The organism is Streptococcus mitis, assembly GCF_047464945.1.
Taxonomy (GTDB): Bacteria; Bacillota; Bacilli; order Lactobacillales; family Streptococcaceae; genus Streptococcus; species Streptococcus mitis_EA.
Map to the genome: position 1 here is coordinate 173158 of NZ_JASHAX010000004.1, position 26037 is coordinate 199194.

Sequence of the window (26037 nt, forward strand, 5' to 3'; positions counted from 1 at the left end):
AAGCTACCTCGTTTCAATACCATGATACAAGGAAGCTAACTGTAAAATAACCCGTATACAAACAAATTTTTGTTAAAATATTGTCTGTAAACTAAAAATGTGTTAAAATAGTGTAGTAAACTATAAAAATAAGCTCACTTTATCAATCATCAAAGGAGAAAATGATGAAGAAACTGAAAAAACTCACCACTTCAACAGCTATTGCGCTTGCGTCTGTTGGTGGAACTGCATTTGCTCAGGAAGCAACTATTTCAGCGCCTGTTGACACAACTGCTGTCAATGAACCAGCTCTTGTTTCTAAACCTGCAGCCAATGCAAAACCAGAAGTGAAGAAATCTTCTGATGTCAAACCTGCTCTTGATGCTCAAGCGTCTACTGTTAAGCAAGTTGAAACTGAGAATGAAACTGCGACAGCTGAAGTTACTTCTGCTAACAAAGTTGTTACAACTACTGAAACTGCTTTGACAAGCGCTAAAGAGGAATTGAAATCAGCTGAAACTGTCAAAGCAAACGCTACAGAAGAAAATATCAGTGCTACAAAAGCAAAACAAGACGCCAATGTGAAAGCTCAAGAAGCGAATCAAACATCAACTGAAGCGTCTACTGAAGCAATTAAAGCTCAAACTGAAACTGTAGCGACTGAAACAGCGAATGTTGAAAGTGCAACCAATAAAAAAACTGAAGCAGATAAAACAGTAACCGCTAAAGAAGCGAATGTAAAAGCTGCTGAAGACGCTCTAAATGGTTCAGGACTTGGTCAAGCAAAAGCCTCACTTGCCCAAGCTGAAAAAGATATTGAACAAGTCAATGCCAATATCTCAAGCGCAACAACAGCTGTCGAAACTGCTAAGAAAGCAGATAGCAACCGCGCAGATGCCATCAAACAAGCTACAAACAATGTGAATGTCAAAAATGACGCCTTGAAACTAGCTAAAGAAATGATGGACGCAGATAAAACAAAAGTTGAATCCATCCAAGAAAAAGCAAATGCTACAGCGTCTAAAGAAAAAGAAGCTCAAACTGCTTTAGATGCACAAAAAGCTCGCTCTGGTGAAGCTGTCATCAAAATGGGAAATCCAGTTTATCATTTGACAGATGAAGAAAAAGCTTATTATGGTCTTGATAAAAACGATATCACATTTAAAGATGCACGTAGCTTCTACGTACGTAGTTTCTACACTGGAAATAATTTCCAAAAGGCTGACAAATTAATGACTATAATAGCAGCTAAAACAGCTAATACTCTTACAGTTGAATTCAGTAAAAATGATAGCACTCGTAAAGTTGATATTGACCATTTAACCGATGCTGAAATTATAGAAATTAGTAATTTTTATGCAAAACTAATTAATACCTTTATAGATAAACTGGGATATCTAAAAGAAAATAAAGCCTATGTCGCACAAGATACAATTGAACATAGTAAGAAAATGGCAAAAGCCTATGAAGCTCGTGGAACAGACCCAGCTGTAGCTGGTCATATCCATGAAAACAATGGCGCTGAAAACTTAGCAACTGTCTATAGTAATAGTGCAACAACTATGCTTGATTTAAAGTATTCTGTACTGGATGCCTTCAAACGTTATTCCTTCCTTGATGGATATTCACAGTGGGGACATCTGGATAACAACATACGTGGTGGTGGTGTCGCAATGACTGTTGCAAACATCAATGGTAAACGTTGGTTCGTCAACTCATTTGGTAGCGACGGTAAGCATAAAATCAACCTCAACCAAGACCTTGCCCAACTTGAATCAACACTAGCTGAAGCGCAAAAACAAAATAGTCAAGCTCAAACAGCTCTTACAAATGCTAAATCAGAATTAGCAAACGCTTCACGCAAATATTCTTCTGCACTTGACGCGAAAACAGAAGCTGAGAAAGAATTGGCAAGCAAGACTGCTACTCCACTTCAAACAGAAATCGCTGAAAAGAACTTGCAACTTGCAAAACTTGCTTTGACTAATGCCGAAGAACGTAAAGCAACTGCTGAAAAAGCTGTTGAAAACTTCTCAAGAAGCCAAGCAGAAAAAGAAACTGCTCTTGAAACAGCTAAAGCAGAACTAGCTACAGCTCAAACGGCTCAAAATGATGCTGAAACTGCTCTTACAAGTGCGCAAGCCAAATTGCAAGCTGAAGAAAACAAGTTAGAAGCTCTTCAAGCTGAACAAGCGAAGCTACATGAAGAAAAAGACAAATTGGTGTCAGATGCTAAAGCAATTGCAACAGAATTGAGTGCTTATCTAAACGCAGATAAAAATCTTGCAGATGCGCAAGCAAAAGTAGCTGATTTGGAAACAAAACTAAAGCAAGCAAAATCTACTGCAAAATTGGCACAAGATAAATTAGACGCAGTTACAGCTAAATTGCAAGCTGAACAAGCTAAATTAGCTGAAATCCAAGAAGAGTTTGATAAGTTACTAGACTTAGAAAACAAAGCTAAAGAAAATGTAGTTGCAACTCTACCAGATGGAACTGTTGTTGCTGTAGACTCAAATTCTAATACTTTACCTAAAGAAAGTACTAAAAAAAATGTTGAGAAATCAAAGACAGCTTCACAATCAGCTAAAGATGTTGCTTTGGATGATAAAGAAGATGTTGTTGTGAAAGATAAGCAACAAACATATTCGGCTCCAGCCGTGAATTCAGATGCAGATGAAAAAGTGACATACTCACGAGTAGAACGTGCAAAATCATTACCAGATACTGGTGAGTCATCGAGTATTGCAATGTTGATACTCGGTGCAATTCTTGGAGTATTTGGACTTGTAACAGTACGTAGAAAGAATTAGAATAACATTGGACTATACTAATTTCGCCGAACACGGTATCGAACTTATGTATAAAAAATTGTGATTATTAAATTTTTAAACTTATAAATTGTGGTAAAAACTAAAAATTTATTTGGTCAACCACTTGTCAATTTCCTTAATTTCAACACTAACTAGCGTGTGATAATATCTTGATTTTATCGTATTTTGTTTATTTTAACGCTAATTTACATGTAGAGGCAGCTAAACACAACAGGAAAAGCCTTAATTAAAGGCTTTTTTGATAGTTCCATCTTTATAAGTTTTAAAAAATGAAACATCTTAAAATCTAATTTGTTCCCCATAAAGGAGTTATAAATATGAAACATATTATTATCATTGGGCACCCTAAACGAGAAAAGAGAACTCTATCTATCGAAAATAAGAAATATGAAATTAGTTTTGATGAATTTAAATCTGAGAAACACAATGAAGATCCTTTTATTTGGAATGATAATTTTCTTTATACATTCTGTCATACAAATGATTCTCTAAGTAAAAATGTCAGAGAATGGATTGAAGAAAAAGACGAAGTTTATTTTGTGTTTGTAGCTAAAGCTAAGGATGAAAATAATAAGGAAATCTTGGAAATTGACACAATTATAAAAGCTAAAGAACTATACGAATGGCCTGAAAAAGGACAAAGAAACAAAGAAATACTTCCTGAAATCTTTAATTCCAAAATAAAGAGTTACCACTTGCCAGATTGCTATGATGGTAATTTGACTGAACATAATAAAAAGAAGCTTTATACTTGTATAGGTGATGAAACTGAATCGTTTTTACCTATGAAAGAAAAAGGCGATTCTTTCAAACCATACTATTTCGATGAGAAGATTGCTAATAAAATTCTGAGTTTAATAACTGTTGAAGATAATCGGTCTTACTATGTAGCCAAAGAAACATCTCCTAGACTTCAAACCGATGAATTAAAGAAAATTTTTAAAGAAATATCAAAGGAAATTTTTGATATTATAACAAACTGTAAACAGGATAAAACCCCTCACTTAACTGGGAAACTATTAAAAGATTTAGATATGGATTATCGAAAAAAATAATTAAACAATTAGACTAGACAAAAAGGCTTTTTTGCTTTCTATCTTCCCTTTTTCATAATGTATTTCCGTTCAGGTGCTTCAATAGTCTCTACGATTTCAAATCCTTCTTTTTGATAAAGGTGCTGGGCTGCTTGATTTGCCTCGAAGACATTTAGAGAGATGCTGTCTATATCTCTATTTTCAAAGACCAGACTAACAAATTTCCTTAAAGCCTGTCTACCTAAGCCCTGCCCCTGTTTCTGGGGGTTGATAAAAAATCTCCCGATATGAAGATTGCTGTCTTCTAGCCTAATTTTCTGGATAAGCCCCACAAACTCTCGTCCATCAAAGATAGAAAAGATTCCTTCCAAATCTTGCAAGACTTGAATGGTTAAGGGAAAAGGAATCATTGTTCCCATCCATTGTTCTTGAAAGGATTTGCCAAGGGAGTTGGACCATTGGCATACGAGCTGAGCGTTCTCTGTAGTCACCTTTTCTTCAAAACGAATTGTCATCTTTGCCTCACCATATTATCTATGTTTCTCCATTATACTACTTCTCCTATTTTTTACGAATAGATAAGTATGATTGATTTTTATTTTTTTCTTGTTGGGAGCATTCTCGCTTCCTTTCTTGGTTTGGTCATTGACCGTTTTCCAGAGCAATCCATTATCCAACCTGCTAGTCACTGCGATTCCTGTCAAACTCGCTTGCGTCCCTTAGATTTGATTCCTATCCTCTCGCAGGTCTTTAATCGCTTTCGCTGTCGCTACTGTAAGGCTCCTTATCCAGTCTGGTATGCCCTCTTTGAACTAGGCTTAGGGCTCATCTTTCTGATTTACTCTTTGGAATTGCTTTCCTTGGGTCAAATCATCCTAATCACTGCTGGTTTGACCTTGGGCATCTACGACTTTCGCCATCAGGAATATCCCTTACTGGTCTGGATGACTTTCCACCTAATCCTCATGGCTTCCTCTGGCTTGAACCTGGTCATGGTCTTCTTCCTTATCCTTGGAATTTTGGCTCATTTTATCAATATCCGCATGGGAGCAGGTGACTTTCTCTTTTTAGCTTCTTGTGCTCTCGTCTTTAGCGTAACGGAGTTACTGATCTTGATTCAGTTTGCTTCTGCAACAGGGATTCTAGCTTTTCTCCTACAAAAGAAAAAGGAAAGACTTCCTTTTGTGCCTTTCCTCTTACTCGCTGCTTGTGTGATTATTTTTGGTAAGCTACTGCTTGTTTGATAAAGTCCTGAATCGACTCTCCTTGATGGAGAGCTTTTACAATTTTTGAACCGACGATGACACCATCTGACACCGCATTGAAGCGTTCTACATCGGCTTGACTAGATACACCAAAACCTGTCAAGACTGGGATATCGGCCACTTGATGCAATTGTGCCAAGTGCTTATCCAAGTCTGCACGGTAATTGCCTGATTTCCCTGTCACCCCATTGATGGCAACTGCATAGACAAAGCCTTCTGCCCCTTCAATCAACTCTTTCTGACGCTCAATCCCTGTCGTCAAACTAACTAGGGGAATCAAGGCGATATCTGTACCCACCAGAAATGGCTCTACAAAGTTGGCATGTTCATGGGGCAGGTCTGGGATAATCAAGCCCTTCACAGCTGTATCAGCCAGATCTTTGACAAAATTCTCCACACCATACTGAAAGAGGGGGTTGAAGTAGGTCATGATAACCAGTGGAACTTCTGTTTCAATGGTTTTTAAGTTTTCAACCAAAGCCTGAGTAGAGGTCCCGTGGGCTAAACTGCGCAAGCCAGCTTCTTCGATAACAGGTCCATCTGCGACAGGATCTGAAAAGGGAATACCCACTTCAATGGCAGAGACACCCAAATCTTCTAAAAAGTGGATTGTTTCTCCGAGTCCATCCAAACCTTTTTCGTGGTCACCAGCCATGATATAGGGAACGAAAATTCCTTTTCCAGTTGCTTTAATAGCGTTCAATTTTTCTGTTAGTGTCTTAGGCATGAGCTTCTCCCTTCTTTGCTGCATCTGCTTCCAAGCGGTCTTTGACTTGAACTACATCCTTGTCCCCACGACCTGATAGGCAGACAATCATAGACTTGTCTGGACCGAGTTCTTTGGCCAATTTCACCGCAAAGGCGATAGCATGGCTAGATTCCAAGGCTGGGATAATCCCTTCCACACGAGACAAGAGTTGGAATCCTTCCAAGGCTTCCTCGTCCGTCACAGGAACATAGCTGGCACGTTTGATATCGTGGTAGTGAGAATGTTCTGGACCGATACCAGGATAGTCCAAACCTGCTGAGATAGAGAAGGCTTCAAGAATTTGACCATGGGCATCTTGGAGCACATCCATGAGAGAACCGTGAAGAACACCAGGACGACCCTTGGTCAAGGTAGCTGCGTGGTGCTCTGTATCCACACCAAGTCCTGCTGCTTCAGCCCCATACATAGCTACAGACTCATCTTCTACAAAGGGATGGAAGAGCCCGATAGCATTCGACCCACCACCAACACAGGCTACTAGGGCATCTGGCAGATCTTGACCTGTCAAGTCACGGTACTGTTGTTTAGCTTCTCGACCAATGACACTTTGGAAGTCACGAACAATTTCTGGGAATGGATGAGGCCCCAAGGCAGAACCAAGGATATAGTGGGTATCATCGATATTAGCCACCCATGAACGAAGGGCTGCATTGACCGCATCCTTGAGCACGCGCGAACCATCTGTCACAGCCTCAACCTTGGCTCCTAAAAGCTCCATACGGAAGACATTGAGGGCTTGGCGTTTAACATCCTCTTCACCCATATAGATAGTACATTCCATGTTAAAGAGGGCTGCAGCTGTTGCAGTTGCCACACCGTGCTGACCAGCACCTGTTTCAGCGATAATTTTCTTTTTGCCCATGCGTTTTGCAAGCAGAACTTGTCCTAAGGCATTGTTAATCTTGTGGGCTCCTGTATGGTTAAGATCTTCACGTTTAAGGTAAATCTTGGCTCCACCGATATGCTGGGTCAGGTTTTTTGCGTAGTAAAGGGGAGTTTCACGTCCTACGTACTGGCGCAAAAGTTGGTTCAATTCCTCTTGGAAACTTGAGTCTGCCTGACTTTCACGATAAGCCTTTTCCAACTCCAAAACTGCTGTCATCAATGTTTCTGGGACAAAACGTCCGCCGAATTTCCCGTAAAATCCATCTTTATTAGGTTCTTGATATGCCATTCTTTACCCTCTCTATAAATCTTCTAATCTTTTCATGATCTTTTTGTCCGTCTGTCTCCACTCCGCTCGATACATCTACTGCATAGGGAGTAAAGTGTTGAATTGCTTTTACTACATTGTCTTCCTTAAGCCCACCTGCGATAAAGAAGGGCTGAGTTAATTCTGTCGTATCCAGTTGTCCCCAGTCAAAGGTCTGGCCACTCCCTGCCACAGGGGCATCAAAGAGTAGATAGTCTGCCTGAGAATTGGGCACATGACCCTCTCCATCCACTTGCACAGCCTGAATACTGGCACAAGGCAAATTCTCAAACAAATCATCCGCCACCTGACTGTGAACTTGAACCAAGTCCAAGCCAACTTTGTCAATCACTTCTAGCAGTTCTGCCCGACTTGGTGAAACAAATACACCAACCTTTTTCACATCTGCAGGAATAAGTTTTACCAGCTCGGCAGCCTGATCCAAAGTCACCTGTCTTTTACTAGGTGCAAAGACAAAACCGATATAGTCTGCTCCTGCTGATACAGCTGTCTCCACCGCTTCTTTGGTCGATAGTCCACAAATCTTAACCTTTGTCAATCTGCAACTCCTTGATTCTATGGGCTACATCTTCTGCCTGCATAAGAGCTGTCCCAACTAAAATTCCATTAAAGTATGGTGCTACTCGTTCCGCATCCTGCCCTGTGAAAATAGCAGATTCAGAAATGTACAAGCAATCATCTTTGAAATGTTTAGCCAAATCTACACTGGTCTGCAAGTCAACTTCAAAGGTGGTCAAGTTGCGGTTATTGACCCCGATAATTTGAGCACCAAGGCGGTGAGCTACCTCTAGTTCAGCTAAATTGTGAGTTTCCACTAAAACTTCCAGACCAAGCTCTGTCGCATAGTCAAAAAGTTCCTTGAGGCGTTCTTCGGACAAGGCTGCCACGATGAGCAAGATAACTGTTGCACCTGCATTGCGAGCTCGAATGATTTGCTTTTCATCGATGATAAAGTCCTTGTTAAGCGTCGGAATCTCTACCTGACTGGAAATCTCCCGTAGATAATCCAAATGTCCTTTAAAGAAAATTTCATCTGTCAAAACCGAAATCATCACTGCTCCATTTGCTTCATAAGTCTGGGCCTGTTGCACAATATCCACATTGAGATTGATATCTCCCAAACTAGGGCTAGCTTTCTTGACCTCAGCGATTACCTGTAAACTGTCTTGATGATTCTTCAAAAATTCTGCCAAGCGATAGGTCTGGCGCAGGGGCTGGATTTCCTCCAGCTCCATCTGCTCAACCTCACGCGTCTTCTGCTCCAAGATTCGTGCTAAAAATTCCTGACTCATTTTTGGTACTCCTGTAACAGTCTGAGTTTTTCAAGGGCCTTGCCACTAGCAATGACTTGACGAGCTAAGGCAACTCCTTCCTTGATACTAGCTACTTTACCATTAGCATAGAAACCAAGACCAGCATTTAAAACTGTAGTTTCCAAGAATGGACTTGGTTCATTTTTAAGAACGCTAAGCAAAATTTCTGCATTTTCCTGAGCATTGCCTCCACGAATGTCTTCGATAGCGTAGCCTTCCATTCCCAAATCCTCTGGAGTAAAGCTTGACAAAGTGATTTCGCCATTTTCAAGAAGAGCAATCGTGGTTGTTCCATTCAAACCAGCTTCATCCAATCCTTCTGGTCCAGCAACCACGATGGCACGTTTGCGACCCATATTTTTCAATACCTGAGCTGTACTTTCTAGCAGTTCTGGACGACTAATACCAAGAAGCTGTGTTTCCAAAGCCATTGGGTGAATCAGAGGACCAGTCAAGTTCATGATCGTTGGAATTCCTAGTTCCAAACGAGCTGGCATGATGTATTTCATAGCTGGGTGCATATTTTTAGCAAAGAGAAAGACGATGCCAGTTTTATCAAAGACCTTACCTAGTTCAGCGGGTTTGAGGTCAAGGTTAATACCCAAGGCTTCGAGAACATCTGCAGAACCAGATTTAGAAGAAATCGAGCGGTTACCGTGCTTGGCCATGTGAACACCGCCACCAGCCAAGACAAAGGCTGCAGTTGTGGAAATATTAAAACTGAAAGACTTATCCCCACCTGTACCACAGTTGTCCATGGCATCATGAATCTCAGTTGGAATGTGTTGGGCATGTCCTCTCATGACTTGGGCAATGGCTGTGCGTTCTTCAGGTGTTTCCCCCTTCATCTTAAGAGCTAAGAGGAGAGAAGCAATCTGCGCCTCCGTTACACGCCCAGTTACGATACGCTCGATGACATCCGTCATTTCCACACCTGATAAATTTTCAAATTTTGCTAGTTTTTCAATAATCTCTTTCATCCTAGTTTCCTCACTTTACAACCTTCTCGATAAAATTCCGAATAGAAGACAAGCCATCTGGCGTTCCGATACTCTCTGGATGGTACTGGAAGCCATAAATCGGTAGGTTTTTATGTTGAATCCCCATGATGGCTTGGTCATCAGTCGAACGAGCTGTCACTTCAAAGTCTTCTGGCATTTCTTCAATCAAGATACTGTGGTAACGCATGACCGCACGGCCATCCTCGATACCTTGATACAAAACAGATGGCGCTTCAAAGCTGATATTGCTCTGTTTCCCATGCATGACTTTTGGAGCCAAACCTAACTTACCACCAAAGACTTCTGCAATGGCTTGGTGGCCCAAACAAATCCCAAGAATCGGCTTCTTGCCAGCAAAGTCACGAATCATGTCTTCCATCTTTCCAGCATCAACTGGCCAACCAGGACCAGGAGAAAAGACCAGACCATCTGCTTTTTCAGCTTCTTCATACAGCTTGGGATCATCATTTCTCAAGACCTGCACTTCTGCAAAATTCCCAATGTATTGCGCCAAGTTATAGGTAAAAGAATCATAGTTATCAATCAATAAAATCATGGTCTTAGTTCTCCAATTCTAGTCATAGATTTAGCCTTGTTAATGGTTTCTTGGTATTCGTTTTGGGCGATAGAGTCATAGACAATCCCTGCCCCAGCCTGCACATAGGCTGTTTGATTTTTGAGAATCATAGTTCGGATGGCAATGGCGAAATCCATATCACCCGTCGCAGACAAGTAGCCGATTGCTCCTGCGTATACGCCCCGTTTTTCTGTTTCCAATTCATAGATGCGTCTCATAGCCCTAATCTTTGGTGCTCCTGAAACTGTTCCAGCTGGAAGTGTTGATTTCAAGGCATCCATGGCAGTTAATTCTGGAAGCAAACGCCCCTTGACCACGCTGGTCAAATGCATGACATAGCGGAAGAGCTCCACTTCCATATACTTGGTAACTTGGACACTGGCTGTTTCAGAGATGCGACCAATATCGTTACGCCCCAAGTCTACTAACATCCGATGTTCTGCTGTTTCCTTCTCATCAGAAAGCAGGTCTGTCGCCAAGGCCTTATCCTCTTCATCCGTAGCCCCTCTTGGTCGCGTACCTGCAATCGGATTGGTAGTTACGATACCATTTTTTACAGAAACCAAACTTTCTGGACTGGCACCGATGATTTGATAATCCCCAAAATCATAGAAATAGAGGTAATTAGATGGGTTGGTCACGCGGAGATTTCTGTAGAAGTCAAATGGATTTCCAGTAACTTCTGCTGAGAAGCGCTGACTGAGTACACATTGGAACATATCCCCGTTACGAATCAAGTCGCGAGCGGTTTCCACCATTTCCTCAAACTTCTGAGGAGCAATGTGCGGTTTGAAGTTAAGTGGTGATAAATCCAAATCTTCAAATTCATTTGGAGCAGGAATGCGTAGTTCCTCAAGCACTTGATTCAAGGCTTTTTCTAAGTCTTCTTGACTGCGCTCGCTGTAGAGAGCATCCTCAATGACATGGATTTTTTCCTTCTTATGGTCAAAAACCATGTAACTCTCATAAACAAAGAAATGCATGTCTGGTGTCCCAATGGTATCCTCAGGAATTTGACCAATTTCTTCATAGAGCGAAATCATATCGTAACCGACAAAGCCAATAGCTCCCCCACCAAAAGGTAGGTCTGAATGATGCTGGCTCTTATGAGTCACTTCATATAGGAAATCCAAGGGATCCTGATCAATCACTTGACCATTTTGATAGAGAACTCCATTTTCAAACTTAATCTCAAAAACTGGATTATAAGCTAGGATAGAAAAACGAGCTGTTTCCTTGTCTCTCGGAATACTCTCTAAAATAACCTTGTGTTGCCCCTTTAGGCGCATATAAGCCAAGATTGGTGATAAGACATCTCCATGAATGATTCGTTCCATTGTAATTTCCCTTTCGATTCTTTTCTTTGTAGACTTTTAGTCTTAATTTATGATTTTTTTCTATTTCCCTTAAATAGTGCGGACGGGAGGTAAAATTATCCAGTGGATGATTTTAGAGATCCATGAAATGAAAGACCTAATTTTTGAGCCTTAGGTCTCAAAAATTCCGTTCTAGAGAAGCATCTTTGCTTCTCTAGAATACCACTATGGCGGGAAATAGCGGTTTAATGCTCACTTCGTTCGCAAATATTTTATAGAAATTTATCTAGTGATAAAGCATAATTTAAAACTGATAGCCATATCTACGATAAATATATAAAAATCCCCACGCAAAATAACTTGCGTGAGGACGAAATTCGCGGTGCCACCTCAATTATAGGATTTCTCCTATCTCTCATTCCTGTCTCAGATACCTCCTGTAACAGGCTGTGCGATAAAGGGCACTCCCTTGAGAATTATGTTTTCTTCTCTCGTTTCAGATGGACCCAACCTTACAGCTTTCTCTGCTTGTTTCCAGCAACCACAAGCTCTCTGTGAGAGAAAAGACTGTAATTTTTCCATCTATTATTTTTTAGCTTCTAGATAGTCTGCAATTGCAGCTACGTCCTTGTCTCCACGACCAGAGACATTGATGATGATAATGTCGTCTTTACTTAGTTTCGGTGCACGTTTAACTGCTTCTGCGATAGCGTGCGAACTTTCAATCGCTGGGATAATTCCTTCAGTCTTGCTGAGAAGGAGGAGAGCCTGAACAGCTTCTTCATCCGTCGCTGCAACATATTCCACGCGACCTGAATCTTTAAAGTAGGCGTGTTCTGGGCCAACCCCTGGATAGTCCAATCCAGCTGAGATAGAGTAAACTGGAGCTAGCTCTCCATCTTCCTTAAAGACTGCATAAGTCTTCATGCCATCGACAATTCCGATACTACCTTTTGTCATAGTAGCTGCGTGCTTGTCTGTGTCAAGTCCATGACCAGCAGCTTCGACCCCAACCAATTTAACTTCTTCATCAGCCACATACTGAGAAAAAGCACCAATAGCATTAGAACCACCACCTACACAGGCAATAACGTAGTCTGGTAAACGACCTTCTTTTTCTAAGATTTGACGGCGAGATTCTTCACTGATGACCTTTTGGAACTCATGAACAATGGTTGGATATGGGTGAGGTCCCACAGCAGATCCCAGAACATAAAAGGCTTCAAGGTCATTCATCCATGCTCCAAAGGCTGCATCAACAGCATCTTTGAGGGTACGAGTCCCTGTTTCAACTGCGTGAACAGTTGCTCCCATCATCTCCATACGGAAAACATTGAGACGTTGACGTTCCACATCCTCTGCTCCCATGTAGACATCACAGGCCATACCAAACTTGGCTGCAGCCGCTGCTGTCGCAACACCGTGCTGACCAGCTCCTGTTTCTGCGATTACTCGTTTTTTGCCCATGCGTTTAGCAAGAAGAATTTGTCCTAAAACGTTATTGAGTTTGTGAGAACCAAGATGGTTAAGGTCTTCGCGCTTGAGATAAATCTTAGCGCCACCTAAGTGCTCTGTCAAACTTTCTGCAAAATAGAGCGGTGTTTCGCGACCGGAATAATCCTTCAAGTAATGGCGAAATTCTGCCAAAAATTCTGGATCATCCTTGTACTTTTCAAATGTCACTTCCAACTCATCCAACAAAGCCTGAATCGGCTCCGGTACAAAACTACCACCAAATTGTCCAAAATAACCTTTAGTTGTCATAAAATTTTCCTCTTTCTGTATAAATCCGGCCTTTTTGTTTGCTTTTAGTAGTAGGCAAGGAGCTGCAGATAGAACTCAAGTTCATCAAAGCGACTTAACGCCCTAATAAAAGATAAACAAAATGACGGATAGAAAAACGCCCACACACAGAATTAAATTCCGTGTGAGGGCGTTAGTAACGCGGTGCCACCTCAATTATAAAGGAACTATCCCCTTTACATCTCTACCTTGTCTAACAACAAGTTGCACTGTAAGGTGTGCGCACCGAATTTTCATTGTTTCAAATTCATTTTTAAAATCAGCCCACTTTCACCACTTCCAACCACCTGTTCACAATCACCACAGGCTCCCTGAAGATCAAAAATAGTTACTTTTCTGATTTGTTGAACTTATTTTAATACTTTGTTTTTTCTTTGTCAAGACTTTTTTACGATTTTTTTGATAAAGTTAGCACTTTTTCAGAAACTGTTTTGAAAGTCTCAATGATATAGTCCACTTCTTCATCGCTTAATTTAGTATGAAGTGGAAGCGTAATTTCATTTTCAAAGAAGGCATAGGCCTTAGGATAATTCGCCATATCAAAACCAAGATTCTTATAGGCTGTCAAGAGCGGAAGTGGTTTATAATGTACATTACTTGCGATTCCTGCTTTGGCCAATTCTTGGATGATGAGGTTACGTTCTTCTAAACTTGCTCCGTCTACATGGGTGATGTAGAGGTGGCGTGAAGATTCGACACTATCAGTCTTGTGTGCCAATGGATGGATACGAGAACCTGCAAAGCCACGGTCATAGCGGTCCACAATGTCCTTACGACGTTCTAGCAAAGCTGGATAACGGTCCAATTGTACCAAACCAAGTGACGCCATGATATCTGTCATATTGCACTTGTAGGCTGGTGTGACGATATCGTATTCCCATGAACCCAGTTGCATCTTAGCAAGGGCATCCTTAGTTTGTCCGTGAAGGGAAAGAATTTGGAATTCCTTGTACATTTCTTCGTCATCAATCGCTGGATTGGCTTTCCAAGTGGCACTTCCACCTTCTGCAGTTGTAAAGTTCTTAACGGCATGGAATGAGAAGGAAGTAAAGTCAGCGATAGAACCAGCAGGTTGCCCTTTATAAGTTGATCCCAAAGCATGGGCACTATCAGAAACAATCACGATACGATTAAAGGCCTGTTGCCACTTGCTTGAAGCAGCAAAAAGGTCGCGTTTCTTCTCCACAACTTGGAACAAACGGTCATAATCGCAAACAATCCCTGCAAGTTCTACTGGGATAATCACTTTAGTCTTTTCAGTGATAGCTTGCTCCAGCAAGTCATAGTCCATTTCAAAAGTATCTGCTTGGATATCCACCATGACAGGGGTCGCCCCTACGTGAGTGATGACACTACATGAAGCTGTATAAGTCATAGCTGGAACGATGACTTCATCTCCAGAACCCACTTCAAGCACACGTAAAATCAACTCAAGAGCGGCAGTTGCAGAGTTAAGACAGACAGTCTTAGGCGTCTGTGTATATTGAGACAAGCGACGCTCCAGTTCTTTTGTCTTAGGACCTGTTGTGATCCAACCAGAACGCAGGGTATCCGCTACTTCAGCAATTTCTGCTTCCGTAATATCGGGTGGTGAAAATGGAATATTGTAATTTGGCATTGATTTGCTCCTTTTATCTGTACTCATTTTCTCATGACTACTTTATTTTAGCACTTCAAACACGGTTTGAAACATGATTTTGATGTCTCCAAGGAAACTAAACTCTCGGAGATAGGCGAGGTTATAGCGCATCTTTTCAGGAAGGACGTGTTCGACATAGGCTTGGTCAACCGACAGACCTTTCTCCGTCATTTGACTGATAATAGTGTCCTCATCCTTGTAGTTGATGCTGGCTGGAGAGGTAATCCCTGCTGGCAAAAGCAAGGTTGCCATCATTTCAGGGCTATACTGCTCTGTGTAGCGTGGTACTTCAGGTCGTGTGCCGACAAAGGACATTTCTCCTTTCAAGACATTGACCAGCTGAGGCAGTTCGTCCAAACGCACACGGCGGATGAAATTGCCAACCTTGGTAATGCGACTATCATTAGCAGAAGTCACCAAACTTCCTTTTTTGTCTGCATCCGTCACCATGGTACGGAACTTCCAAATCTTGAAAGGTCGATTGTACTGGGTCACGCGCTCTTGCTTGTAAATCACTGGCCCCTTGCTATCCAACTTGATCCAAATGCTCAAGATGAGAAAGATGGGAGAGGTCAGAATCAGCAAGACTACGGCTAGAACCCAGTCCAAGCAACGCTTGAAAATCAGCGAACCCTTCCTTTTAGAGACAAGCTGGTAGTAAGACTCAACCTCGCTTGATTTCATTTCCACGGGCAAGTCTTCCCATTTCAGCATGCTGTTTCTCCTTTGTTTTTATTATACTATTTGTCAACATTTTTCATTATACCACAAAATGGAAAAGGCGGTGAAAGAAATCTGTAATTTGAAGGATTTCATTCTTACACTCAATGAAAATCAAAGTATAGCTTTTAGGTTGCAGATAAAGCTGACCTTGTTTTAAGAGATTTTCAAAGAATATTAAGACATGGCCCCTGCCTGCAAGCTATACATCTTGTGATAGGTTCCTCCCAAGGCCAAGAGTTCCTCATGGCTTCCACTCTCGATAATGCACCCCTTATCCAAAACATAGATACAGTTGGCATCTTGGATTGTAGAAAGGCGATGGGCGATGGCAATGGTTGTCCGCCCCTGCCTCATCTTCGCCAGAGAAGCTTGAACCAGACTTTCTGTTTCAGAGTCAATATTGGCTGTCGCTTCATCCAAAATCAAGATTTTAGGCTGGCTGGCGACTGTTCTGGCAAAGGCAAGAAGTTGACGCTGACCAGTAGAGAAGCTCGAACCACGCTCGGAAACAGGGGAATCATAACCTTGAGGAAGATCCTGAATAAAGGAATCTGCATCCACGAAGGCTGCTGCAGCCTGGACCTGCTCATCACTGATTTCTTGGTACATGGCGATATTGGACTTAATGGTCCCATGATAGAGGAAGGGATCCTGCAAGACTAGACCGATATTTTTTCTCAGCTCTTCCTGACTGTAGTCCCGGATATCTACATCATCCAAGAGAACTCGCCCTGACTGGAATTCATAAAAACGCATGAGGACATTGATAATCGAAGATTTCCCTGAACCTGTATGACCCACAAAGGCAATGGTTTCACCCTTATTAACGGAGAAGGAAATGTCATCCAGAATCGGATGTTTTCCATCATAAGAGAAACATACATGTTCAAAACGGATACTGCCTTCTTTGACTTTAGACTGCCCATCTTTCTGAAGAGGTTCATAGGTCCTCTCGTCTATCAGGGCAAAGACACGACCTGCAGAAACCATAGACGTTTGCAGGGTTGAGAAGTTTTGCGTTACTTCAATCAAGGGGTCAAAAAGGCGGTTGATGTACTGGATAAAGGCATACATAGTCCCGGCAGTTATTCCCAGATAAAGCCCACGGTAACCAAAATAGGCCATCAAGACAGCGTATCCTAAGAGTTTCAGCAAACTCATGGCAGGTCTCAAAAAGAGGGCATCCAAGGCTACAGAACGGTTGGCGTAGACCAAGTGTTCTTGGTTGATTTCATCAAACTCTGACTGTAGGCGCTTCTCTTGATTAAAGGCCTGAATAATCCTGATGCCCTCGATGTTTTCAGCCAGCTTGCTATTGATATCTGACAAGAGACTTCTAGTTTTCTCAATGATTTTCACTGATTTTTTCCGATAGAGATTGACCAAAAGGAAAATCAAAGGGAGAAAGAGCAAGACTAAAGCTGTCAAACGGAAATCCAGCACCAACATAGTATAAAGAGTTGTCAGAAAGATGAAAACTGCTGAGATAAAGCTAGATAAAATCCCCGAAAACATATCGCTGATGGTCTCGGTGTCATTTGTCAAACGAGAGACGATGGAGCCTGCTGGCGTCTTGTCAAAGTAAGACATACCCAGTTTTTCCGTATTGGCAAAGGCATCCCGACGAATATCCCTAACAATACTGTATGACACCCGTGCAAAGAGAAGATTACCGACATACTGGACCAGAGTTTGTAGGATATAAAGACCATAGTAGACCAGCAAAACGGTTACAGCGAGTTGGTTGAGATTGCTGAGATACTGGTCGATAAAGTGGGAAGCCACAAGGGGAATGACACTTTTGATGACCGTCGTCGCTAGGAGAAAACTGAGTGCCAAAAAGGTCAGGAGGCCGTAAGGCTTGAGATAGGACATCAAGCGCTTCAATACAGTCCATTGTTCTTGTTTATTCTGCATCTTCTTCTCCTTTCATTTCCAGCTGCTGAGACTGGTAGGTTTGAGCATACCAGCCATCCAAAGCTAGCAAGTCTTCGTGCCTGCCTCGTTCGATGATTTGGCCATTTTGCAGGACTAAAATCAAATCTGCATGGACAACTGCACTGAGGCGATGAGCCGTGATAATGGTTGTCTTGTCCTGACGCGTTTCCTTAAGATTGTCGATAATGGCATATTCTGTCTTGGCATCCACGGCTGACAAGGAATCATCTAAAATCAAGATATCAGGGTCTAAAATCATAGCCCGACTCATAGCCAGACGTTGCTTTTGCCCACCAGAAAGACTGACTCCCTTTTCACCAATCAACGTATCAAAGCCTTGAGGCATAGCTACAATGTCTTGATATACTTGAGCTAGCTTGGTCGCTTCCTCGACCGCTGAAAGAGGCAAGTTAGGGTTAGCAAAGCGGATATTGTCTAAGATAGAGGTCGCAAAGAGGAACTGGTCCTGAGGAACATAGCCCATGAGACTGCGAAGGTCTGTCAGACGATAGTCCCGAATATCATGACCGTTTAGGTAAATGGCACCCTTATCCACATCGTATTCACGCAAGAGGAGTTTGATCAAGGACGTTTTACCAGAACCTGTCTGCCCGACCAAGCCTAGAGTTTGCCCTTTTTCTAAACTAAAGTGAATATTTGTCAGCGTTTCCTCATTTTCAAAGGCAAAGCTGTCAATATCGTACTCCAAGCGCCCATTTTCAATACTGTCTAGAGGAAACTCAGTGTCTTGTACAGGTGATTCCTGAGACAAAAGTTCCTCAATCCGCTGGTAAGAAACCTTGCCTCGCTGAGTAATATTAAAGAGGAAGCCGATGGCCATGAGAGGCCAAACCAGCATATCCAAATAGCTGATAAAGGTGACCAGATTCCCAACCGTGATCTGCCCTTTCTGAACCATCAAGGAGCCAACCAAAAGCGTTAAAACATAGGAGGAGCCAACAAACAAGAGAACCATAGGGTCAAAGAGACTATCGTATTTCATGGTTTGCAGGTTCTTCTGGAAGGTCAATTCATTGACTGCCTGAAAGGACTTCAACTCATCTGCCTGATACCCGAAAGACTTGGTCACTTTAATACCCGATACAGACTCCTGCACCTTATTATTGAGTTCAGAAAAGGCAGCCTGTGATTGGCCAAAGGCCTTGTGGGTCTTTCTCCCTAGACGACTGGTCGCATAAGCCATGAAAGGCAGGGGCAGAATGGCAACCAAGGTCATTTGCCATGAAATGCTAAAGAGCATGGTCATCAAGGTCACTAAAGCCGTGATAGAGGCATCCACGGCAGACATAACACCACCCCCTGCCAGACGCGTTAGGGCATTGATATCATTGGTTGCGTGTGCCATCAGGTCCCCCGTCCGGTAGGTTTGATAAAAAGCTGGAGACATTTTTGTGAAATGTTCAAATAAGCGAGAGCGCATAATCTGTCCCAAACGGTAGGAAGTCCCAAGGATATACATACGCCAAACATAGCGCAGATAGTACATCCCAAAGGCTGAAAGAAGCAAGTAAAATAGGGCAAGAAGGAGGTCCTGCTGGGTTAATTGCCCCGATGTGATGGCATCAATGACCCTCCCCATAACCATTGGGGGAATGAGGTTGAGGACGGAAACCAAGACCAGAGCCACAATCCCGACTAAATAACGGCGTTTTTCTAACTTGAAAAACCACCAAAGTTTTTGAATAATGGACATAACATCCCTTTCTGATTGCAAATAGAAACCTGAGGCCAAGACCCCAGGTTTTTCTTATTCATAGGTTACGACTGTGACCGCACCCTTGTCATACTCAGCGATAAAGATATTGGCTACATTGTCATGCCCTTGCTTGCTGAGGTTATCAAGCAACCACTCTTCGTTACGACCAATCGACTCCAAAACATCGACTTGTATCACACCGTCAGTCACAACTGGATACTTAGGATTTTCATCTCCCATTTGGACCACGATGAGTTGGCCATTTTGCTCCTGCACAGCGCGTTTGACCTGCTTCATCTGGAAAATCCCTTGGCTACGAAGCTTGAGGGCTACTTCCGCTGCAGACAAACCAACTGAACGACAGGCTTCTGGGTCAATCTGACCATTTTTGATGAGGAGAGTTGGCTTACCATCAATCAAGCGTTTGACAAAATGAACATTGTTACTAAGCCACTTGAGGGTCAAAACCAAAATCGTCCACATCATCAAAATCACTGCGTACTGGAGAATGCTAATAGAACTATTGTAAATCACCCCACCGATAATACCACCGAGAACATAGTTCTGAATTTGGTCTGTCGCAGAGTTAGGCGCCAGATTTCCCTTTCCTGTCACATTGATAACAAAAACAAGCGAGAAAAGACCCAAGGCCAGTTTGATTAAAATTTCCATATAATTGAGTGTCATTTGTTTACCTCCACCAATTCAATAGCGTCTGTTTGATGCAATTCTAATTTCTCTAAAAGATACTTGTCTGGTTGGCTCCCGTTCATGGCACGATAGAAATTTGAACCTACCTTGATAAGTGCTCCATCAGTGGCTGCAGAAGTATTGACATAAACTTCTGATTTATCCACTCCCAAGTCTTTGGAAACAACCTCTATGAAATGAAGTGAAGTTTGAAATTGGTTGTTAGAGGCTTGATTGGTCTGGTATTTTGAGATTGTCACCAAAAGCATGGCCACCAAGGTCAAGGCCAAAATCATGACCAATTCCCGAAACTTAGTCCCCTTTTTATCTCGATAGGCTTTAAAAGCAAAAAATCCTGTGATAGCTAGGAGCACAATCCCAAAGCCAATCATCATTCCATTTTGCTGACTGATTTGGCTAAGTACATAGTCATATGAGTAAAATTTCATTTATTTTCACTCCCTTTCATAAAATCATTCTTCATTATAAACGAAAGAGAGTGATTTTTCAAGCCATACGTTGGGGAAATAGACTTATCAGACCAACTTCTCTAACTAATGACTCAAATACCTGTTTCAAGATTCTAATTTTGATAATTGATAAGAATAGACACTAGGAATTATCACTACAAAGAAAAGTGTCAAGAAGAATACCCAGTAAACATATAGTTGCACAAAGGAATTTAGAAACAATAACAATCCTCCTAATACCCAAATTTTTCCAGCTAATCGATGTGTTTTTCTCCAGTTTTTATCACTCTCCAAGGTCCACGGAAGTCGAATACCGATTATATAATTTCGGTGTGTTTTTGGTAGATAATTTCCAATTACGATCATCACGACTCCCATAAAAATCTGAGCTAGTAGCCCACTCATCATGGAATAACCCAAAAATTCTCCGTATATAGAAATCATTGATAGACAAGATACAAAAGGAATAATCCAGTAAATCAAAACTTGTATTTTTGAACTGATATTGCTAGATTTAGGATCCTTAATCATTAAAAATAGAAGCACCCAATGCATCAAAAGCATGAGAGCCGGCAATCCAAAGATAGCAAACACTTTATGATTGTAGCCATCTGCTTGACCCAGTAGATTAAAATGAGTGGGTATCTCCTCTGGTAATTGATTCCAGAAAACACAACCTACAAGGGAAGGTAGTAGGATGAGAATGCTCGTAAATAATACCAATTTCTTATTGATTTTTATCTTCATCAAAATGATCTCCTTTCAGATCTGCTAACCAAACCATTATATCCTCTAAAACCGATGTATTTAACTCATAATAAATAAAGTTTTTTTCTTTCATTTCATGAATCAAATCCGCTGCTTTCAAAATCGTGAGATGGTGTGAAATAGTTGCACCAGTCAACTCGAATTGACTGGCAATTTCTCCTGCAGATAATCTACCTGCTTTGAGTAAATTTAAAATCTCTCTCCTAACTGGATGAGATAAGGCTTTAAAACTATTTGCAAAACTCATAATGACTCCTTTCCCTTTGTAATATTAGTAGGGCTAGGAATAAGCAAGGTAGAACTGATAGCATTCCGGTCGGTGATGGGCCTAAAATCAAGAGGCTTGAAACTTTTTCTCCTGGTAATTGAAAGAGTAACCCAAGACCTGCAGTTGCATTGATTGCCCCATGAAATAGGGCAGAAGCCCAGATAGAACCTGTCTTTTCCAACAACCAGCTCAACAATATTCCTAGGCTAAAACAAAATAGAAACATAGCAACAACTCCCAAAACGGGATAAGCAAAATAAGTAAGGCCATAATTATATCCTTGCAAATTGATTGGTAAATGCCATAGACTCCAAATGAGAGCAAGTAAGACATGAGTCTGGACTAGTGAAAAGCGTTCTCTTAGCACTGGATAAAGATAGCCACGCCAACCAATTTCCTCTCCCAATGCAAAGAAACTATTAAGAAAAGGAGCGTAGGTCAAACTAGCTAGGATTTGAATCAAGAGCAAGGAAGATAAGGGAATGGCTGATTGAGAGACACCTTTTTCTTGTAAGATGGCTTGAATAGATTCAAAACCAAGGCTGAAATTGCTAGGGAATACAAGAAAATAAAGTCCTGCTCCTAAAAAACTGATGACTGCTGGTAACCAGATAGCTAGTAAGTAAAAGCGCCAGTTGCTCTTGAGATTCACAACTAATTTAGATTTGATTCCACTAGGTTGATTCGTGATTTTCCCTAAAATATAGACTGCAAGTGCAGGCATCCACATGGCTACAATACTAGCAAGCTGACTCCATGGAGAATTTAGACCAACACCACTTAGCCATAGTGCCAGCCATATTATCCAAGCAAGGGCATAAGCCAAGACCACAAAAAGAAGGATTGTTCTCTTATTTGACATATATGTAACTTCACTTTCTATTTAGATGTTTTTCTAAATAGCATTATACACCTTTCTATTCTAAACACAAGAGCTATTTAGATTTTTTTCTAAATAGTTTAGGAGATTTTTATTTTCTCAGGATAAAGTCTAAATAGTAATTTTCAAACCATACGTTGGGGAAATAGACCTTTTTTTGGTATAATAAAATCTATAATCTGAATGAAAAAGGTAACTTTATGAAACTCATCTCATGGAATATTGATTCCCTAAACGCTGCCCTAACTAGTGACTCAGCACGCGCCAAATTGTCCCAAGAAGTCTTACAAACCTTGGTCGCTGAAAATGCTGATATCATTGCTATCCAAGAAACCAAGCTTTCTGCCAAAGGTCCTACAAAGAAACACTTGGAAATTTTAGAAGAACTCTTCCCAGGCTACGAAAACACGTGGCGCTCTTCCCAAGAGCCTGCCCGTAAAGGCTATGCTGGAACCATGTTCCTTTATAAGAAAGAACTCACACCCACTGTCACTTTCCCAGAAATCGGTGCCCCTTCTACCATGGACTTCGAAGGCCGTATCATCACTCTAGAATTTGATGAATTTTTCGTAACCCAAGTTTACACTCCAAACGCTGGCGACGGTCTCAAACGCTTGGAAGAACGTCAAGTCTGGGATGTCAAATATGCTGAGTACTTGGCTGAACTAGACAAAGAAAAACCAGTCCTTGCGACCGGTGACTACAACGTAGCCCACAATGAAATCGACCTTGCAAATCCTGCTAGCAACCGCCGTTCACCAGGATTTACCGACGAGGAGCGTGCTGGATTTACCAACCTCTTGGCAACCGGATTTACGGATACCTTCCGCCACATTCACGGCGATGTTCCAGAACGCTACACTTGGTGGGCACAGCGCAGCAAGACTTCTAAAATCAACAATACAGGCTGGAGAATCGATTACTGGCTGACAAGCAACCGCGTGGCTGACAAGGTGACCAAGTCTGATATGATTGACTCCGGTGCGCGCCAAGACCACACACCCATTGTCATGGAAATTGAACTTTAATGGACTATCAGCCTGTCATTCCCGAATTTGTGGTATCTGACCTCGAACAGTCGCGTCACTTCTACTGCGACTTGTTGGGATTCTCTGTCGAATACGAGCGCCCCGAGGAGAAATTTCTCTTCCTCTCGCTTGAAGACTGCCAACTTATGCTAGAAGAAGGCAGCGCAGAAGAATTAGCTCAGCTGACCTATCCTTTCGGGCGCGGTGTCAATATTTCCTTTGGCATTGCAGATGTTCCTCAGCTCCACCAAAAACTGCTGGAAGCTGACTATCCTATCCATCGTCCCCTGACAAAAAGAGAATTTCGAGTAGGAGATAGCTTTATATATCCCCATGAATTTGCGATTTTAGATCCAGATGGTTATTTTTTAAGATTTAGCGAGTAGAATAATAAAGACTGGGAAAAGTCTTTAAAGTTAGAAAAAGGCATATTGTCAAGTCTTGAAAAATCTTGATAATATGCCTTTTATGATGGAAAAATCTTCTAATACTCTTCGAAAATCAAATTCAAACCACGTCAGCGTCGCCTTACCGTACTCAAGTACAGCCTGCGGCTAGCTTCCTACTTTGCTCTTTGATTTTCATTGAGTACAAATGTTAGTTTATAATTAAAAATTTGTCTATTTTTCTTCATTTTGTTCGTTTTTAAAACCAAAACACTAACAAAATATTTGATTTATAAAGTTATTTAGTGTAAAATAAAAACATTAGCTCAAGCCTATTTGAAATTGAATATCATTTTACTTGTTTATGTCGTGAATTGGCACGACGTTTCTACAAGGTGCCGGAACACCTAACAATAAGTAAGTCAGAAGTGAGGTATGGTCGTTTTTGCCATGCCTATTTTGGGGACTTACTTAGATATTAAGTAGGTCCTTTTTCTATTTCTTGCTAGAAACTATAAACAAGCAAATGGATTAGCTTTTAGACTTTAGGAGGTCTTATGAAATTACTAGAAGAGCGCATCCTCAAGGATGGGCATATCTTGGGTGACAACATCCTCAAGGTGGATTCCTTTTTAACCCACCAAGTTGACTTTAGCTTGATGCGAGAGATTGGTAAGGTTTTTGCGGAAAAATTCGCTGCTGCTGGCATTACCAAGGTCGTGACCATTGAAGCGTCAGGTATTGCCCCAGCCGTTTTTACAGCTGAAGCCTTAAACGTTCCCATGATTTTTGCTAAAAAAGCTAAGAACATCACTATGAACGAAGGTATCTTAACTGCCCAAGTTTACTCCTTTACCAAGCAAGTGACCAGCACCGTTTCTATCGCTGAAAAATTCCTCTCATCAGAGGACAAGGTTTTGATTATCGACGATTTTCTTGCTAATGGCCAAGCTGCCAAAGGCTTGATTCAAATCATCGAACAAGCTGGTGCCACAGTCGAAGCTATCGGTATTGTAATTGAAAAATCCTTCCAAGATGGCCGTGATTTGCTTGAAAAAGCAGGCTATCCTGTCCTATCACTCGCTCGTTTGGATCGTTTTGAAAATGGTCAAGTCGTATTTAAGGAGGCAGATCTCTAATGCAAACTCAAGAAAAACACTCGCAAGCAGCCGTTCTTGGCTTGCAGCACTTACTAGCCATGTACTCAGGATCCATCCTGGTTCCCATCATGATTGCGACAGCTCTTGGCTATTCAGCTGAGCAGTTGACCTACCTGATTTCCACTGATATCTTCATGTGTGGGGTAGCAACCTTCCTCCAACTCCAACTCAACAAATACTTTGGAATTGGACTCCCAGTCGTTCTCGGAGTTGCTTTCCAGTCGGTCGCTCCTTTGATTATGATTGGGCAAAGCCATGGTAGTGGTGCTATGTTTGGTGCCCTTATCGCATCAGGGATTTACGTGGTTCTTGTTTCAGGCATCTTCTCAAAAGTTGCCAATCTCTTCCCATCTATCGTAACAGGATCTGTTATTACTACGATTGGTTTAACCTTGATTCCTGTCGCTATTGGAAATATGGGAAATAACGTTCCAGAGCCAACTGGTCAAAGTCTCTTGCTTGCAGCTATCACTGTTCTGATTATCCTCTTGATCAACATCTTTACCAAAGGATTTATCAAGTCTATCTCTATTTTGATTGGTTTGGTTGTTGGAACTGCCATTGCTGCTAGCATGGGCTTGGTTGATTTCTCTCCTGTTGCGGCAGCACCACTTGTCCATGTCCCAACTCCACTCTACTTTGGGATGCCAACCTTTGAAATCTCATCTATTGTCATGATGTGTATCATCGCAACGGTGTCTATGGTTGAGTCGACTGGTGTTTATCTAGCCTTGTCTGACATCACAAAGGATCCAATCGACAGCACGCGCCTTCGCAACGGATACCGCGCAGAAGGTTTAGCTGTACTTCTCGGAGGAATCTTTAACACCTTCCCTTACACCGGATTTTCACAAAACGTTGGTTTGGTTAAATTATCAGGTATCAAGACTCGCCTGCCAATCTACTACGCAGCTGGTTTCCTCGTCCTCCTTGGACTCCTTCCTAAGTTTGGCGCCCTTGCCCAAATCATTCCGAGTCCTGTCCTCGGTGGTGCCATGCTGGTGATGTTTGGTTTTGTATCGATTCAAGGGATGCAAATCCTCGCGCGCGTTGACTTTGCTAACAATGAACACAACTTCCTTATTGCAGCTGTATCAATCGCTGCAGGTGTCGGACTCAACAACAGTAATCTCTTTGTCAGCATGCCGACAGCCTTCCAAATGTTCTTCTCAAACGGAATCGTCGTAGCCAGCCTACTCGCCATTGTCCTCAATGCAGTATTAAATCATAAAAAGAAATAAGAAAAAGAGGTGTGAACCTCTTTTT

General features: G+C 41.8%; 25 protein-coding genes, 1 riboswitch and 2 other annotated features. Of the genes, 7 read left to right on the top strand and 18 right to left on the bottom strand.

Annotated features, from left to right (window positions below):
• The first annotated feature begins 164 nt into the window (after positions 1-164).
• Together QM424_RS06455 and QM424_RS06460 are read left to right on the top strand one after the other, a co-directional pair.
• A complete protein-coding gene (locus tag QM424_RS06455) occupies positions 165-2792 on the top strand; it encodes an SEC10/PgrA surface exclusion domain-containing protein (RefSeq protein ID WP_414393758.1) in 2628 nt (875 codons plus the stop codon).
• 338 nt (positions 2793-3130) lie between these two features.
• A complete protein-coding gene (locus QM424_RS06460) occupies positions 3131-3868 on the top strand; it encodes a hypothetical protein (protein WP_414393760.1) in 738 nt (245 codons plus the stop codon).
• 38 nt (positions 3869-3906) lie between these two features.
• On the opposite strand, the gene QM424_RS06465 is transcribed toward QM424_RS06460, so the two are convergent.
• Positions 3907-4362: a GNAT family N-acetyltransferase gene (locus QM424_RS06465; RefSeq protein ID WP_414393762.1), complete on the bottom strand. Its 456-nt coding sequence runs from the start codon at positions 4360-4362 to the stop codon at positions 3907-3909.
• A gap of 69 nt (positions 4363-4431) precedes the next feature.
• Between QM424_RS06465 and QM424_RS06470 the strand changes: the two genes are divergently transcribed.
• The gene (locus QM424_RS06470) at positions 4432-5091 is read left to right on the top strand and encodes a prepilin peptidase (protein WP_414393764.1); all 660 of its coding nucleotides are present in this window, start codon (positions 4432-4434) and stop codon (positions 5089-5091) included.
• Here QM424_RS06470 and trpA read toward each other — a convergent pair.
• The 17 genes from trpA to QM424_RS06555 all read right to left on the bottom strand — a co-directional run bounded on the left by trpA (position 5063) and on the right by QM424_RS06555 (position 22179).
• Positions 5063-5839: a tryptophan synthase subunit alpha gene (trpA, locus tag QM424_RS06475; protein ID WP_414393766.1), complete on the bottom strand. Its 777-nt coding sequence runs from the start codon at positions 5837-5839 to the stop codon at positions 5063-5065. The genes QM424_RS06470 and trpA overlap by 29 nt on opposite strands.
• Positions 5832-7055, bottom strand: a complete 1224-nt coding sequence (gene trpB / locus QM424_RS06480) for a tryptophan synthase subunit beta (RefSeq protein ID WP_268724949.1) — start codon at positions 7053-7055, stop codon at positions 5832-5834. Before trpB (QM424_RS06480) ends, trpA begins: the two co-directional genes overlap by 8 nt.
• Positions 7036-7632 (bottom strand): phosphoribosylanthranilate isomerase, encoded by a 597-nt coding sequence (locus QM424_RS06485; protein WP_414393768.1) that lies wholly within the window; start codon positions 7630-7632, stop codon positions 7036-7038. The genes trpB (QM424_RS06480) and QM424_RS06485 overlap by 20 nt, the downstream gene beginning before the upstream one ends.
• Positions 7619-8386, bottom strand: coding sequence for an indole-3-glycerol phosphate synthase TrpC (trpC, locus tag QM424_RS06490; RefSeq protein ID WP_414393770.1), 768 nt, complete (start codon positions 8384-8386; stop codon positions 7619-7621). The genes QM424_RS06485 and trpC overlap by 14 nt, the downstream gene beginning before the upstream one ends.
• Complete coding sequence (gene trpD, locus QM424_RS06495) at positions 8383-9387, bottom strand: anthranilate phosphoribosyltransferase (RefSeq protein ID WP_414393772.1); 1005 nt, start codon at positions 9385-9387, stop codon at positions 8383-8385. Before trpD ends, trpC begins: the two co-directional genes overlap by 4 nt.
• Before the next feature lie 10 nt (positions 9388-9397).
• On the bottom strand, positions 9398-9964 hold the full coding sequence (locus QM424_RS06500) for an aminodeoxychorismate/anthranilate synthase component II (protein ID WP_000601909.1): 567 nt from the start codon (positions 9962-9964) through the stop codon (positions 9398-9400).
• Entirely contained in the window at positions 9961-11322 is a 1362-nt protein-coding gene (gene trpE, locus QM424_RS06505; protein WP_371471307.1) for an anthranilate synthase component I, read from the bottom strand. Before trpE ends, QM424_RS06500 begins: the two co-directional genes overlap by 4 nt.
• 342 nt (positions 11323-11664) lie before the next feature.
• Positions 11665-11890: a binding site (T-box leader), on the bottom strand.
• Entirely contained in the window at positions 11887-13065 is a 1179-nt protein-coding gene (gene trpB, locus QM424_RS06510; RefSeq protein WP_033676443.1) for a tryptophan synthase subunit beta, read from the bottom strand. (Overlaps the previous feature by 4 nt.)
• Positions 13066-13227: 162 nt before the next feature.
• Positions 13228-13452 (bottom strand) — a binding site (T-box leader).
• Between the two features lie 40 nt (positions 13453-13492).
• Complete coding sequence (locus tag QM424_RS06515) at positions 13493-14722, bottom strand: DegT/DnrJ/EryC1/StrS family aminotransferase (RefSeq protein WP_414393775.1); 1230 nt, start codon at positions 14720-14722, stop codon at positions 13493-13495.
• Between the two features lie 42 nt (positions 14723-14764).
• Positions 14765-15457 (bottom strand): sugar transferase, encoded by a 693-nt coding sequence (locus tag QM424_RS06520; RefSeq protein WP_023943889.1) that lies wholly within the window; start codon positions 15455-15457, stop codon positions 14765-14767.
• A 183-nt stretch (positions 15458-15640) separates the two neighbouring features.
• A complete protein-coding gene (locus tag QM424_RS06525; RefSeq protein WP_414393778.1) occupies positions 15641-17383 on the bottom strand; it encodes an ABC transporter ATP-binding protein in 1743 nt (580 codons plus the stop codon).
• Positions 17373-19118 (bottom strand): ABC transporter ATP-binding protein, encoded by a 1746-nt coding sequence (locus tag QM424_RS06530; protein ID WP_414393780.1) that lies wholly within the window; start codon positions 19116-19118, stop codon positions 17373-17375. Before QM424_RS06530 ends, QM424_RS06525 begins: the two co-directional genes overlap by 11 nt.
• 54 nt (positions 19119-19172) lie before the next feature.
• Positions 19173-19808: a DUF421 domain-containing protein gene (locus QM424_RS06535; protein ID WP_000174458.1), complete on the bottom strand. Its 636-nt coding sequence runs from the start codon at positions 19806-19808 to the stop codon at positions 19173-19175.
• The gene (locus QM424_RS06540; RefSeq protein WP_000675343.1) at positions 19805-20260 is read right to left on the bottom strand and encodes a DUF3290 family protein; all 456 of its coding nucleotides are present in this window, start codon (positions 20258-20260) and stop codon (positions 19805-19807) included. The genes QM424_RS06535 and QM424_RS06540 overlap by 4 nt, the downstream gene beginning before the upstream one ends.
• A gap of 126 nt (positions 20261-20386) precedes the next feature.
• A complete protein-coding gene (locus tag QM424_RS06545; RefSeq protein WP_414393782.1) occupies positions 20387-21028 on the bottom strand; it encodes an SdpI family protein in 642 nt (213 codons plus the stop codon).
• Positions 21009-21296, bottom strand: coding sequence for an autorepressor SdpR family transcription factor (locus QM424_RS06550; protein ID WP_000006509.1), 288 nt, complete (start codon positions 21294-21296; stop codon positions 21009-21011). Before QM424_RS06550 ends, QM424_RS06545 begins: the two co-directional genes overlap by 20 nt.
• Positions 21280-22179, bottom strand: coding sequence for a CPBP family intramembrane glutamic endopeptidase (locus QM424_RS06555; protein ID WP_414393784.1), 900 nt, complete (start codon positions 22177-22179; stop codon positions 21280-21282). The genes QM424_RS06550 and QM424_RS06555 overlap by 17 nt, the downstream gene beginning before the upstream one ends.
• A 218-nt stretch (positions 22180-22397) precedes the next feature.
• Between QM424_RS06555 and QM424_RS06560 the strand changes: the two genes are divergently transcribed.
• The 4 genes from QM424_RS06560 to QM424_RS06575 all read left to right on the top strand — a co-directional run bounded on the left by QM424_RS06560 (position 22398) and on the right by QM424_RS06575 (position 26012).
• Entirely contained in the window at positions 22398-23225 is an 828-nt protein-coding gene (locus QM424_RS06560) for an exodeoxyribonuclease III (RefSeq protein ID WP_414393786.1), read from the top strand.
• Entirely contained in the window at positions 23225-23611 is a 387-nt protein-coding gene (locus QM424_RS06565) for a bleomycin resistance protein (RefSeq protein ID WP_251463607.1), read from the top strand. The genes QM424_RS06560 and QM424_RS06565 overlap by 1 nt, the downstream gene beginning before the upstream one ends.
• 338 nt (positions 23612-23949) lie before the next feature.
• Positions 23950-24045: riboswitch (purine riboswitch) on the top strand.
• A 123-nt stretch (positions 24046-24168) separates the two neighbouring features.
• On the top strand, positions 24169-24750 hold the full coding sequence (locus QM424_RS06570; protein ID WP_314516994.1) for a xanthine phosphoribosyltransferase: 582 nt from the start codon (positions 24169-24171) through the stop codon (positions 24748-24750).
• Positions 24750-26012, top strand: a complete 1263-nt coding sequence (locus tag QM424_RS06575) for a nucleobase:cation symporter-2 family protein (protein WP_001194477.1) — start codon at positions 24750-24752, stop codon at positions 26010-26012. The genes QM424_RS06570 and QM424_RS06575 overlap by 1 nt, the downstream gene beginning before the upstream one ends.
• Positions 26013-26037: the final 25 nt, after the last annotated feature.

Coding starts and splice junctions, on each gene's coding strand:
- QM424_RS06470 (WP_414393764.1), top strand. CDS start 4,432: ATGATTGATTTTTATTTTTTTCTTGTTGGGAGCATTCTCGCTTCCTTT.
- trpD (WP_414393772.1), bottom strand. CDS start 9,387: ATGAAAGAGATTATTGAAAAACTAGCAAAATTTGAAAATTTATCAGGT.
- QM424_RS06460 (WP_414393760.1), top strand. CDS start 3,131: ATGAAACATATTATTATCATTGGGCACCCTAAACGAGAAAAGAGAACT.
- QM424_RS06540 (WP_000675343.1), bottom strand. CDS start 20,260: ATGAAATTTTACTCATATGACTATGTACTTAGCCAAATCAGTCAGCAA.
- trpE (WP_371471307.1), bottom strand. CDS start 11,322: ATGGAACGAATCATTCATGGAGATGTCTTATCACCAATCTTGGCTTAT.
- QM424_RS06455 (WP_414393758.1), top strand. CDS start 165: ATGAAGAAACTGAAAAAACTCACCACTTCAACAGCTATTGCGCTTGCG.
- QM424_RS06515 (WP_414393775.1), bottom strand. CDS start 14,722: ATGCCAAATTACAATATTCCATTTTCACCACCCGATATTACGGAAGCA.
- QM424_RS06520 (WP_023943889.1), bottom strand. CDS start 15,457: ATGCTGAAATGGGAAGACTTGCCCGTGGAAATGAAATCAAGCGAGGTT.
- QM424_RS06465 (WP_414393762.1), bottom strand. CDS start 4,362: ATGACAATTCGTTTTGAAGAAAAGGTGACTACAGAGAACGCTCAGCTC.
- QM424_RS06560 (WP_414393786.1), top strand. CDS start 22,398: ATGAAACTCATCTCATGGAATATTGATTCCCTAAACGCTGCCCTAACT.
- QM424_RS06545 (WP_414393782.1), bottom strand. CDS start 21,028: ATGAAGATAAAAATCAATAAGAAATTGGTATTATTTACGAGCATTCTC.
- trpB (WP_033676443.1), bottom strand. CDS start 13,065: ATGACAACTAAAGGTTATTTTGGACAATTTGGTGGTAGTTTTGTACCG.
- QM424_RS06535 (WP_000174458.1), bottom strand. CDS start 19,808: ATGACACTCAATTATATGGAAATTTTAATCAAACTGGCCTTGGGTCTT.
- trpA (WP_414393766.1), bottom strand. CDS start 5,839: ATGCCTAAGACACTAACAGAAAAATTGAACGCTATTAAAGCAACTGGA.
- QM424_RS06575 (WP_001194477.1), top strand. CDS start 24,750: ATGCAAACTCAAGAAAAACACTCGCAAGCAGCCGTTCTTGGCTTGCAG.
- QM424_RS06525 (WP_414393778.1), bottom strand. CDS start 17,383: ATGCAGAATAAACAAGAACAATGGACTGTATTGAAGCGCTTGATGTCC.
- QM424_RS06565 (WP_251463607.1), top strand. CDS start 23,225: ATGGACTATCAGCCTGTCATTCCCGAATTTGTGGTATCTGACCTCGAA.
- QM424_RS06550 (WP_000006509.1), bottom strand. CDS start 21,296: ATGAGTTTTGCAAATAGTTTTAAAGCCTTATCTCATCCAGTTAGGAGA.
- QM424_RS06530 (WP_414393780.1), bottom strand. CDS start 19,118: ATGTCCATTATTCAAAAACTTTGGTGGTTTTTCAAGTTAGAAAAACGC.
- trpB (WP_268724949.1), bottom strand. CDS start 7,055: ATGGCATATCAAGAACCTAATAAAGATGGATTTTACGGGAAATTCGGC.
- QM424_RS06570 (WP_314516994.1), top strand. CDS start 24,169: ATGAAATTACTAGAAGAGCGCATCCTCAAGGATGGGCATATCTTGGGT.
- QM424_RS06555 (WP_414393784.1), bottom strand. CDS start 22,179: ATGTCAAATAAGAGAACAATCCTTCTTTTTGTGGTCTTGGCTTATGCC.
- QM424_RS06500 (WP_000601909.1), bottom strand. CDS start 9,964: ATGATTTTATTGATTGATAACTATGATTCTTTTACCTATAACTTGGCG.
- trpC (WP_414393770.1), bottom strand. CDS start 8,386: ATGAGTCAGGAATTTTTAGCACGAATCTTGGAGCAGAAGACGCGTGAG.